Below are 11,663 nucleotides of genomic sequence, written 5' to 3'. Positions count from 1 at the left end.
GGAGAAGGATAATGTGGAGTACCGCCCTGTCCACCGGACTTAGCCTCGGCAGCATGTATGCCCTGCTGGCGCTCGGCTTTCATATCACCTGGATTGTGTCCCGCACCCTGAACTTTGCTCAGGGCAGCGCCATGATGGTGGGCGCAACCCTCGGTTACAGCCTGTACGTGACTTTCGGCTGGCCGTTGTGGCTGGCTCTGCCCGCCACGTTGCTGTGCTGCGCCTTGTATGGCGTGGTGATTGAGCGCCTGCTGGTGCGACCGTTTGTGGCACGCAATTCGGAAGCCTGGCTGATGGCGACGGTGGCGGGCGGGATCCTCGTCGATAACCTGGCGATGTTTACTTTCGGCAAAGAGCCACGCCAGTTCCCGGTGACCGACGTTACCTTTACGTTCTTTGGCAGCTCATGGTCGCTAATCAACCTGCTGATCCCGCTGACCGGCGTGGTGATCGTGGTGGCTCTGACCGTGATCCGCCGTTACAGCCGCATCGGCAAAGTGCTGGAAGCCACAGTACAGAACCCGCGCGCTGCGCAGTTAATGGGCATTCGGGTGAATACCGTGGTGGCAGTGGCGTTCGCCCTCTCCACCGTGTTTGCCGCGCTGGCTGGCCTGCTGATCGCGCCGTTGTTCAGCATCCAAAGCGATATGGGTACCTTATTCGGCCTGAAAGCCTTCGCGGTGGCGATCCTCGGCGGTCTTGCCAGCAGCAGCGGCATCTGGATCGCCGGGTTGCTGTTTGGCCTCAGTGAAGCGCTGGTTACGCTGTGGTTTGGCTCCGCCTTCACACAAATCTTCACCTTCTCGCTGGTGATTCTGGCACTGGCGCTGCGCCCGAACGGGTTGTTCGGGCAAAAATTAAGGGTCAAAGTATGATTAAAACCCTCCCCCTCGCTGCGCTGGCGCTGATCAGCCTGCTGCTGCCCTTCGTGCTCGGCAGCTATGCGCTGCTGGTGTTCTCCCTGTTTGCCCTCGCCGTCACCACGGTGGTCGGGCTGAATATTCTGCTGGGGCTAAGCGGACAAATCTCCTTCGGCCACATCGCCTTCTACGCGCTCGGAGCCTACATTTCGGCGGCGCTGACCATGAATGGCGTGCCGCTCGGCGTCGCCATGTTGGTGGCGATGGTGGTGTGTGGCGTGATTGGCGGTTTACTGGCCATCCCGGCGCTGCGCGTCAGCGGTCCGTTTCTGGCGATGATTACCATCGCTTTTGCGCTGGTGGTGCGCCATGTGTTGATTGAATGGCGTGAGGTGACCGGCGGCTCGAATGGATTGATGGGCATCCCGATGCCCGACTTTGGCCCGCTCGATCCCAATATCGGACTGGCCTTATGCTGCGCCGTGCTGATGCTGGCAGCTCTGGCGCTGTTTGCCCGCCTGCAAGGCAGCCAATGGGGACTGGCGATGCGTGCCGTCAAGGCCAGTGAGATTGCTGCCCGTTCGCTGGGCTTTAACCCGGTGGTCAGTAAAACGCTGGCGTTCGCGCTTTCTGCCATGCTCGCCAGCGCCGCCGGTACTTTCGTTGCGCCGTTGATGATGTTTATCAACCCGGATTCTTTCCCCTTCGCACAGTCGATCCTGTTTGTGTTGGCAGTGGTGGTTGGCGGTAGCGGTACGCTATTCGGCCCACTGCTGGGCGCGTTATTGATTGTGGTGCTGCCGGAGCTACTGTCCTCGTTCGCGGAATATCGCCTGCTGATTTTTGCCGTGTTGCTGCTCAGCGTGCTGTGGCTGGCACCGCGTGGCCTGCTCGGTACGCTGGCGCGCTGGCTGGCGAAACCCGCTGCGCAATTCGCCCCTGCAACACCCGACGAAGCCCTGCTGCAACGTCACTTCCAGCGTGGCGGCAATGATGTGTTGAATGTCGAGGGGATCGGCATCCGTTTTGGTGGCGTCCAGGCGGCCAACGATGTCAGCTTCAAAGTGCGTGCCGGTGAGATCCTCGGCCTGATGGGGCCAAACGGCGCCGGAAAAACCACGGTGCTGAATATGATCAGCGGCTTTTATCGTGCCGACAGCGGCAGCATTCGCCTGCAACAGGAACTGCGTGGTCAGCCTGCCTGGCGCGTCGCACGCGCCGGGATCGCCCGCACCTACCAAACCACCCAACTGTTCGGCGGAATGAGCGTGCTGGAAAACCTGCTGGTGGCCCAGCAGCGTGGCCGCCAGGGACTGCCGTGGCGTCACCCGGCGCAGCAGCAACGGGAGGTCGCGCTGGCACTGCTGGCGTTGGTTGGTTATCGCGGTTCGGTGCATACCCCGGCAGAAGATCTGCCGCATGTTGATCGTCGGCTGGTGGAGATTGCCCGTGCGCTGGCGCTCGATCCTGCCCTGCTGCTGCTGGATGAACCCGCAGCCGGACTGAGTCGGGAAGAAACGGATGCCCTGATCCCGCTGTTGCGCCGACTGGCAAAATTTGGTCTGGCGGTGATCGTGGTTGAACACGATATGGCGCTGGTGATGGCGGTCAGCGATCGTCTGCAAGTGCTGGATGCCGGTAAACCCCTGGCACAAGGCAGTCCGGCAGAGGTGCAGCGCAATCCGGCGGTGATCGCTGCCTATCTCGGCGGCACCGAGTATCGCGGCAAACCTCGCGTGATGCCGTTGCGCAACAGCGGCGAACCGGGGCTGGTGGTGGATAAACTGACGCTCGACTATGGCGCTGCGCCGGTGGTGCGTAATGTCAGCTTCACCGTCAATCCGGGCGAAACCGTGGCGATTCTTGGCGCCAACGGAGCCGGGAAGTCCACCATTCTGCAAACGCTGGCCGGGCTGCATCCGGCACACAGCGGAGCCATTTATCTGCACGATCATTCGATCAAAGAACTCAACGCCGCCCAAATCGCCGCTCGCGGTCTGGCGCTGGTGCCGGAAGGACGCCAGTTGTTCCCGCAAATGACGGTGCTGGATAACCTGCTGATCGGCCAGTATGCCTGTAGCGAACGGCTCGATCCGCAGGCGGAAGTGGAGGCGATCCTGCGCCGCTTCCCGCGCCTGCGCGATCGCCTGCACAGCCAGGCTGGGCTGCTCTCCGGCGGCGAACAACAGATGGTCGCGATTGGCCGTGGCCTGATGTCGCGCCCCTCGATTTTGCTGCTGGATGAACCCAGCCTCGGCCTGTCACCTGCGATGATTGGCGAACTGTATGACGCGCTGGCCGGGTTACGTAATGAAGGCGTCACGCTGCTGCTGGTCGATCAGATGGCAAATCTCGCCCTGACCATTGCCGACCGTGCGCTGGTGCTGGAATCGGGTGAAGTGGTGAAAGCCGGACGCGCACAGGATCTGCTGGCACAGGCGGATCTGGCAGAAGCCTGGCTGGGAGCAGGGAACGCATGAAACGGCTGAACATCATCAATGCCCGATTGCCGGGCGCAGAGGCGTTGCAAACGCTGTACATCGCCAACGAACATTTTGTCGCTGCACATAATGAACCGGCGGAGACGCTGGATTTGGCGGGTGCGCTGGTGCTGCCCGGTCTGCTGGAAACCCATATCCACCTCGATAAAGCCTGCATCATCGATCGCTGCCGCCAGCAGGAGGGTACGCTGGCGGAGGCGATACGTGAAACCGCGCGCGCCAAAGCCGATTTCAATGAGGAGGACGTTTATCAACGTGGTGCCCGCGTGCTGGAACAAGCCATTATTCAGGGCACCACGCGCATGCGTACCCATATCGAGATCGATCCGGTGATTGGTCTGACCGGTTTTCGCGCCATTCGCCGTTTGCAGGCAGATTACGCCTGGGCGCTGGATCTGCAACTTTGCGTATTTCCGCAGGAAGGGATGCTGAATAATCCAGGCACCGAGACGCTGCTGTGCGAAGCACTGGCATCGGGCGCGGATCTGCTGGGCGGCTGCCCGTATACCGACAGCGATCCAATTGGTCAGATCCAGCGGCTGTTTGTCTTAGCCCAACGCTATGATGTCGATCTCGATTTTCATCTCGATTTCGATCTGTCGCCAGAAAACCGGCTGATCGATAGCGTGATTGAGGAGACAGAACGTGCAGGCTGGGGCGGTCGGGTTACCGTCGGGCACGTTACCAAGTTATCGATTCTGGATATCGAACCACTGCGTGCATTAGGCCGGAGGCTCGCTGATGCGGGGGTGCAGGTCACCGCCCTGCCCGCCACCGACCTGTTTCTCACCGCGCGCGATCGCTTTGCCCTGCAACCGCGCGGCGTCGCACCGCTGGATGAGCTGGATCGCTGTGGCGTGGTGTGTTCCCTCTCCACCAACAATATCGCCAATCCCTTTACCCCGTTTGGCGATGCCTCACTGGTACGCCAGGCCAACCTGTTCGCCAACGTGCGTCAATTGGGAACCCAGGGAGATTTGCTGCGATGCCTGAGCTGGATCTCCAGCCAGTCGGCAAAGCTGTTGCGCTTAACCGACTATGGCCTGACGCCGGGCTGCCTGGCCGATATGGTGATATTTGATGTGACACACGCCGGGCAGATTGTGGCGCAGATTGCCCCGCCAATCGCCGGTTTTAAACGTGGCAGACAAACCTTCAACCGCCCGCAGGCTGTGCTCAATAGACCTTAACGGGTATGTGGCCCCCCTCCTTCTCCCGCTTACGGGGGAAGGTCGGGATGAGGGCGACTGACCGCTCGTACCCCGTTTACAGCAGTGCCTGGCTCAGCGACAGCTCCTCGGATACCACTTCGGTTAAATCCAGTTCCGCTTCCAGTTCATTCAGATGCGCCAGCATGATTTGCTGCGCTTCTTCGGTGTTGCCCGCTTTTAACGCCGTAAGGATCGCACCGTGCTCGGCGCACTGGCATGACGGCACATCATTACGCTGATACAGCGCGACAATCAGCGAACTGCGCACCATCAGGTTTGACAGAATTTCACTCAATACTTTGTTGCCGCTGACTTTTGCCAACAACAGGTGAAAGGCACTCAACTCACGCACGATATCACGACGATCCTGCTGCCCGGTGGCGGCATGTTCGGCCTTTTGCTGCGCATCGATATCATCGGCAAACTGCGCCATCTGCGTGGGGGTTATCGACGCCACAATCGCGCTCTCAATCGCCCGCCGGGCAATAAAGATCTCCCGCGCTTCCTGCGCTTCAGGATGCGCCACCATCGCACCGATATTGGGTTCGATAGTCACGATATGCTGCAACGCCAGACGTTGTAGCGCCGCCTGCACATGGTTGCGATTGGCTTTTAGCGCCTCGACAATTTGCGCCTCGACTAACCGCCTGCCTGGCTTTAGACGATGCTGCGCGATAGCGAGCGAGAGCGCATCAACGATACGCTGCACTTCACGCTGCTTCGCGGTGGCGACCTGACTCATTCTGACCTCATCCGGGGGTGTTAATGCCTCGATATTAACATCTCAAGGGCTGCTTGCTGAACAGGTTGTAGGGGAAATTGCGTGAAGGAAATTGTTGTCGAATATCAATATTTAGCCAACAAGTTTGACATGGGTATTCATCCGCGTTTTGTTTTTTTGGTATAACAACTTTACAAACCTATCACACCTCTCCCAAATGATTGGGCGTTGTTATGCTAAGGGCACCGCATGGCTTTATCTGATTCAACCGGGGAAGACGTCTCCCGCTCGGGCCGCATCTCCGGCCTGGCGCTACTGGTTGCCAGCGCATTTTTCATGGAGTTTCTTGATGGCACGGTGATCGCCACCGCGTTGCCGGACATGGCCAAAGCGTTTGGCGTCTCCGCTATCGATCTGAACATCGGCATCAGCGCCTATCTGCTGACGCTGGCGGTGCTGATCCCGGCCAACGGTTGGGTGGCGGAACGCTTTGGTGCGCGTAATGTCTTCAGCCTCGCGTTAACCATTTTCACCCTGTCATCACTGTTTTGCGGCCTGACGCACAACGTCACTGAATTTGTGTTGATGCGTATCTTGCAGGGCATTGGCGGTGCCATGATGGTGCCGGTTGGCCGTCTGGTGGTACTGCGCACCACGCCTAAAGATCAGCTGATCAAAGCCATCGCCACCCTGACGTGGCCCGCGCTGGTCGCCCCGATCATTGGGCCGCCGCTCGGCGGGTTTATCACTACCTACGCCAGTTGGCACTGGATCTTTTTCCTCAACGTGCCGCTGGGGATTATCGCCATCATCCTGGCGCTGCGCATGATGCCAAATGACTCGGCTCACCAGCATCGCCCATTCGATGTCACCGGTTTTATCGCTACCGGTGTCACCATGCTGTGCCTGGTGGCTGGCCTGGAAATGTTGAGCCAGCAAAGCGCCAGCCTGACTGCCGCAGCCGTGACGATTGCACTTGGACTGGCAACGCTGGTGTGGAGCATCCGCCATTTGCGCCGCAGCAAAGCGCCGCTGATTAGTCTGTCATCGCTTTCCGTGCCCTCTTTCCGCATCACCATGCGTGGTGGTTTCCTGCTACGCGCCACTATCAGCTCTGCTCCTTTTATGCTGCCGCTGATGTTCCAGATCGGTTTCGGCATGAATGCCTTTCAAGCCGGTTCGTTGGTGCTGGCGGTGTTTGCCGGTAACCTTGCGATGAAACCCGCCACCACGCCACTGATTCGCTATTTTGGCTTCCGTAAGCTACTGATTGGAAACGGTATGGTTTGTGTGCTGACGCTGCTGCTGTGTGCGTTTTTGACGCCGGCTTCACCGCATGTGATTACGCTGGTACTGCTATTTATGGGCGGATTAAGTCGTTCGATGCAGTTTACCGGGATCAGCTCACTGGCTTTTGCCGAGGTGCCCGCGCAGGAGATGAGTTCGGCGAATACGCTGTTTAGTACCTCCTTACAGTTGGCGAGCGGGCTGGGGGTAACGCTGGGAGCACTGTGTATCCGGCTGGGGACGGTGTTGGGGGATGAGTTTGGTTACACGGCGGTGCCAGGGATAGGGTTTAAAGTGGGGTTTGGGGTGATTGCCCTGATTACGCTGATTGGGGTGTGGGATATGGTGCGGCTGGAGCCGACAGCGGGGGAGCGTGTTTCTCAGCGACAACGTTAATCCCGACCTGAGAACAGGTCGGGATAGTCTGGTTATCGCACCGCTGCTTTCGCCTGTTTGATCCAACCATCGAAAGTAGCCTGGTGTGCCTTGATCCAACCATCTACGTGTCGTTGAATATCGGCTGAAGAGGATTCACCTTCATGCATACGTTGATTTTGTGCATTGACATCAGCAAGGGGTAATTTCACGATGGCAAACAATTTCGCTGCTGCAGGGTTTTTAGCCGCCCATTCTTTGTTAGCAACAACATGCTCATTATTAGGTTTGAAACCGTAATTTTTCCCATTAGGCAATGCAGTATCTTCATTTTTCTGAGAACCTGGCGTAACAGAAAAAGGCACGGTCAACCAGACAACATCTTTTCCTGGTTTTAATTCATCACTGACCCAATATGGCGTCCAGGTGAAATACAGAACTGGTTTCCCAGACTTATAGCGCGTCATGGTATCTGCGATGATGGCGGAATAATTTCCTTGATTCTGCTGCACTGTACTACTTAAACCATAAGCTTTAATTTGTGCATCAATCACCTGTCCACAAACCCAGCCAGGATTACAACCCGCCAGATCCGCTTTTCCATCGCCATTCGCATCAAACAATTTAGCTATTTTCGGATCTTTAAGCTGTGAAATATCTGTAATGTGATACTTATCTGCCGTTTTTTTATCAATCAGGTATCCCTGTGCTGCACCTGTTATATAGCTACCTTCGCGATAAAATTTATTATCACCACCGGCAGCATTGTACATGTCCTTCTGCAACGGCTCCCAGTTTACCGCCATGTAAGTTGCATCTCCGGCAGCGATAGCGGTATACGCAACGTTATAGTCCACTTCCTCAGTGGGTTTGACATCATAACCCAACTTTTCCAATGCCCGGTTGATTAACTCAGTCTGGAAAGATTCTTCAGGCAATGTACTCTGTACCGGGTGTACGTCTACTCCTTTCCCTGGTAAATCTGCGGCAAAAACCACAGATGAAGAGAATAAAGCAGCGACGGGTAATAATATTAATTTTTTTCTGGTCATAATAATGGCCTTTTTTCTGACTATGATATGGCGGGAGAATCTTTCCATACAGAAAGAGAATTGAATGATGACAAACAACCTGATGGGATAGCGCGTAGCTGATAACGGCACATGAAGTAAATAAAGACAGTGGGAAATTTTAAAAGCAAACCAAGGCAACCTGAAATCATCATTGTTATTTCCTTCCAGATGCTTTCGCTTTCAGTTATTTGCGAAGCCCTGAATCCACCCTCAAATAATTCAACATCCATTTACCATAACACATAAATCACATCATGCAACCTCTAACGGGGATAATGAGAAAAACAGCGGTATATTCTGGTGTGCATATTACTGATTATCCATGCTATAAAAAATAGATTCAGGAGCAGTACTCCGCATCGTTTCGGAGGCCATCCGGCAGGGCTTTAATAATGGCCGTATTATCGCTGAAAGGCTTAATGAAGCTGCTGGATATGATGCCTAAAGGGCATTGGTTAAACATTCAAAATCCAGGGTTCTGTCACATAAACAGGCAGGTCAAATTATGAACAAACGAGGAATTCTCTTGCCCAACTTGTTGGTTTAAAGGAAACCAATAATGGAGCGCAATGAAATGGATGAGACTAAGATGAATGTTAAAGATGTTATGCAAACACTTAATATTACATCGAAAAAAGATTTCGATCTGGTGATCAACTACCTGGCATCAGTGTTACAGTCAAAGAATTTAGGTCGTGAGTCAGAGAAGAAAGATGTGCTTAAATTTACAGATAACAGGAAGCCGCCTTCGGAACGCGAGAAGAATTTATACAACATCAACGCATTAGGTATTCATTACGATTTTATTTATAACATCTGGCGAAGTCAGCTCTATCCCTCACTTAAAGCTATAGACTCACCACTTGCAAGCAAACTATATGACCGCTTTACCGATGGCGCGGTATTCCTGTCGAACATAAAAAAAACAGCGGAAAAACAGCTTCTTCCAGGGGAAGAAGCCCGGATAGACTAATATCTGGTGTGACAGTAGCAGCGAAAAAGTCTGTCAGAATTAGCCTGAGTGCGAAAGGATTACACACCTCTTAACAAAAGACAGGAATAAAAATGAATAAGATCGCAGCACTAATCATGCTAACCGCGGTGTTCGCTTTCTCAACCTCAGCTATGGCATGTCCTAAAGGTACGCATCCGCATGGTGGAACAGGCTCGCATCATGCTGGTGGGTCTTGCTACTGATATTCATGGCTCACATCTGCGGGACATTTTTCCACTACAGGATTGAAAAGTAAGGTGTAGCTTGATGATTTATGGGGGTAAATTCTGTTCAATTTACTTTAAATGCCCCCGGAAGTGCCCCCGATTTTTTGTGCGATAGCTGGTATCGCACACAACACACTGCCAAAAGTGGGACATTCAGCGCGCCTGGTAGCAGATGCCATCAATCGCGAAATGCTTCAATGTCACTGGACATTATTGCAGAGAGGTTTTCAGTGATCTTTTCTACAGGCCAATCCCACCACGCCAGCTTTTGCAGCGCCTCTATGGTTTCATCGGAAAAACGTTGTTTAATCACTTCGCGGGATTACCGCCCACAATCGCATAAGCAGGTACATCGGAAGTCACCACTGAACGCGAGGAGACAATCGCGCCGTTGCCTATCTTCACGCCGGGCATGATTAATGCCTGATATCCAATCCACACATCGTTACCAATTACCGTATCCCCCTTGTAAGGCAAATCCCCTGCCTTTGGCATCGATTTTTCCCATCCATTACCGAAGATATAAAACGGAAAAGTGGAGAAACCAGAGAGTTTATGGTTGGATCCGTTCATTATGAATTGAACACCTTTGGCAATCGCGCAAAATTTGCCAATGATGAGCTTATCGCCAATAAATGGAAAATGATAAAGAACATTACGTTCAAAGTTTTCCGAGTCTTCTGGATCGTCGTAATACGTGAAATCACCAACGATGATATTGGGATTATTAATCGTATTTTTAATAAAGCAAACCTGGGGAAATTCCTTCATAGGATGCTTATCAGACGGTTCTGGTCCATGCATACTTACCTCCTTACTTATTTGGATCAATGTTACGACTGCCGGATCATTATTTTAGCCAGTGCTTTTGCAGGTTGCATCAAAGCTGCGCATGGTTTTCTGTGAGATCACACCCGCTCTCAACATACCGGCTGCTGCGCTATGAATTGCTTCAAATGCGGGGCTTTTGAATTTAATTTTTGCTGTCATGACAAATCTCCACACGTTCTTTGCTCATCATTATTGGTGTAATTTTCTGTTTTGAGAAAACAGTTTAATGCTTTTCCAGTTCACAGAATCGAGATAGTTCTTGAGAATCAATGTCCGTCATATCCTGCTGGCAAACAGGAAAGCATATATACGACACGTCCCGACTTTAGCCAGAATGATGAAAGAGCTTGCTGCCCGAATTTTCTGGATAGTTGGCTCCACGCGTTGAGGCATTAAACATGCACTTATGACTGTTTGGACATAAAAAAAGACCTGAACAGGTCTTTTCACTTATGACGCATTGCAAAAGATTAAAGAGCTTTGTAGACCACTTCACCTTTGCGCTCTGCTTCAGCTTTAGCGGCCATAAAGCGTTTCATCATCTCGACTTTGCTATCATGGATCGCTTTGAAATCAATCTTACCCTTATCGCGGGTAGTGCTGTGTTCGTATCGCATAAGCAGCTCCGTCATTGATGTAAGTTAAGCCACGCTCTTTGGTGAGTCTTTTCACGTACCTGGAGTATGTGGCGTGTAGTTCTTCGCGTTCTGCGGTAAAAAACAAAACCTGAATGCTGAAATTGTCAGCAACTTTCAACATGAAGTCAACCAACGTAACGTAAAGATATTGCAGCTCTGACAGGTCTAAATCGAACGAATCTGCCGGTTTATCAAACATGTTAAGAGGTACTTCCCCTGATACTGGATTCTCCCGTTGCCATTGTTCTCTTTCAAGTTGGACGATATCTGCAAAGCTCACCACTGATACACATAACACAAGGATTTCAGGGCCAATCATTCTGTGCATCGTTTCAGCAGCTACTGGGTCTAATGAAGGTGGGCAGAACGCCAGACGATATGTGGCTTTACGCCCGAAATTGCCAGAAAAGGTAAACTCAATATCAAGATATGAGAGATCACCGAATGTTGCTAAACCCGGTGTCACTAACTTATACGCATGCATCAATCCTGAATCCTTCATAATTGATTTAAGTGGCACGATTTTACCCTATTAATACCCAGCACGCATACTCGATACAAATAATTTTATGAATTAATAGAACAAGTTAGTTCAACTTCAAAATCTGCCGTAAGTGTTTATAAAATATCTATGGGTTGCCCTGTTAGTGGATTTGACCCTATATATCCAGACGCCTTTTCTCTCTTACGGTTGTGATAACTTTCTGCGTATATATTCCCGCGGCGAGCGATATCCCAGCGCGCTGTGCGGGTGATGTTCGTTGTAATGACTGAACGCCTCCGCCAGGTTCATCACCGCTACCTGGCTGTCCGGTTTTGGCATCACACTGATGTAATCCCGCTTTATCGTTTTCACGAAGCTTTCTGCTATGCCATTGCTTTCCGGGCTACGAACTGCGGTCGTACATGGCTCAAGCCCCAGCATCCGGGCGAACGCCCGCGTTT

General features: G+C 52.8%; 9 protein-coding genes and 3 pseudogenes. 5 read left to right on the top strand and 7 right to left on the bottom strand.

Annotation, left to right across the window (positions count from 1 at the left end; all coding sequences use genetic code 11):
- Positions 1–11 precede the first annotated feature (11 nt).
- From CTZ24_RS05300 to CTZ24_RS05290, 3 genes are read left to right on the top strand one after another with little or no spacing between them, the layout of a single operon-like run.
- A complete protein-coding gene (locus CTZ24_RS05300) occupies positions 12–875 on the top strand; it encodes a branched-chain amino acid ABC transporter permease (protein ID WP_208724997.1) in 864 nt (287 codons plus the stop codon).
- Positions 872–3,340 (top strand): branched-chain amino acid ABC transporter ATP-binding protein/permease, encoded by a 2,469-nt coding sequence (locus tag CTZ24_RS05295; RefSeq protein WP_208724996.1) that lies wholly within the window; start codon positions 872–874, stop codon positions 3,338–3,340. The genes CTZ24_RS05300 and CTZ24_RS05295 overlap by 4 nt, the downstream gene beginning before the upstream one ends.
- On the top strand, positions 3,337–4,551 hold the full coding sequence (locus CTZ24_RS05290) for an amidohydrolase family protein (protein WP_208724995.1): 1,215 nt from the start codon (positions 3,337–3,339) through the stop codon (positions 4,549–4,551). The genes CTZ24_RS05295 and CTZ24_RS05290 overlap by 4 nt, the downstream gene beginning before the upstream one ends.
- Positions 4,552–4,627: 76 nt before the next feature.
- Here the strand turns inward: CTZ24_RS05290 and CTZ24_RS05285 are convergent, their stop codons facing one another.
- A complete protein-coding gene (locus tag CTZ24_RS05285) occupies positions 4,628–5,314 on the bottom strand; it encodes a GntR family transcriptional regulator (RefSeq protein WP_021182333.1) in 687 nt (228 codons plus the stop codon).
- A 228-nt stretch (positions 5,315–5,542) separates the two neighbouring features.
- Here CTZ24_RS05285 and CTZ24_RS05280 point away from each other — a divergent pair, with 228 nt between their 5' ends.
- Positions 5,543–6,976 carry an MFS transporter gene (locus tag CTZ24_RS05280; RefSeq protein ID WP_208724994.1) on the top strand — a complete coding sequence of 478 codons (1,434 nt, stop codon included), beginning with the start codon at positions 5,543–5,545 and terminating at the stop codon, positions 6,974–6,976.
- Positions 6,977–7,008: 32 nt separating this feature from the next.
- On the opposite strand, the gene proX is transcribed toward CTZ24_RS05280, so the two are convergent.
- On the bottom strand, positions 7,009–8,007 hold the full coding sequence (proX, locus tag CTZ24_RS05275; protein WP_208724993.1) for a glycine betaine/L-proline ABC transporter substrate-binding protein ProX: 999 nt from the start codon (positions 8,005–8,007) through the stop codon (positions 7,009–7,011).
- A gap of 826 nt (positions 8,008–8,833) precedes the next feature.
- On the opposite strand from proX, the pseudogene CTZ24_RS26920 reads away from it, so the two are divergent.
- Positions 8,834–8,923: pseudogene (locus tag CTZ24_RS26920) on the top strand (Rha family phage regulatory protein); the annotation flags it as partial.
- A gap of 504 nt (positions 8,924–9,427) precedes the next feature.
- On the opposite strand, the pseudogene CTZ24_RS05265 reads toward CTZ24_RS26920, so the two are convergent.
- From CTZ24_RS05265 to CTZ24_RS05245, 5 genes and pseudogenes are all read right to left on the bottom strand, one after another.
- Positions 9,428–10,053, bottom strand: a pseudogene (locus CTZ24_RS05265) (Vat family streptogramin A O-acetyltransferase).
- Between the two features lie 66 nt (positions 10,054–10,119).
- Positions 10,120–10,239, bottom strand: a pseudogene (locus CTZ24_RS05260) (helix-turn-helix domain-containing protein); the annotation flags it as partial.
- 311 nt (positions 10,240–10,550) lie between these two features.
- Positions 10,551–10,697, bottom strand: a complete 147-nt coding sequence (locus tag CTZ24_RS05255) for a hypothetical protein (protein WP_208724992.1) — start codon at positions 10,695–10,697, stop codon at positions 10,551–10,553.
- Positions 10,666–11,238, bottom strand: a complete 573-nt coding sequence (locus tag CTZ24_RS05250; protein ID WP_208724991.1) for a hypothetical protein — start codon at positions 11,236–11,238, stop codon at positions 10,666–10,668. The genes CTZ24_RS05255 and CTZ24_RS05250 overlap by 32 nt, the downstream gene beginning before the upstream one ends.
- 165 nt (positions 11,239–11,403) lie before the next feature.
- Positions 11,404–11,663 (bottom strand): integrase core domain-containing protein (locus CTZ24_RS05245; protein ID WP_208724453.1); only part of this gene is annotated, 260 nt, incomplete at its 5' end.

It is taken from the genome of Pantoea phytobeneficialis (assembly GCF_009728735.1).
Classification (GTDB): Bacteria; Pseudomonadota; Gammaproteobacteria; order Enterobacterales; family Enterobacteriaceae; genus Pantoea; species Pantoea phytobeneficialis.
Note: the sequence above shows the minus strand (reverse complement) of the source record. Positions and strands in the feature narration are given on the sequence as shown.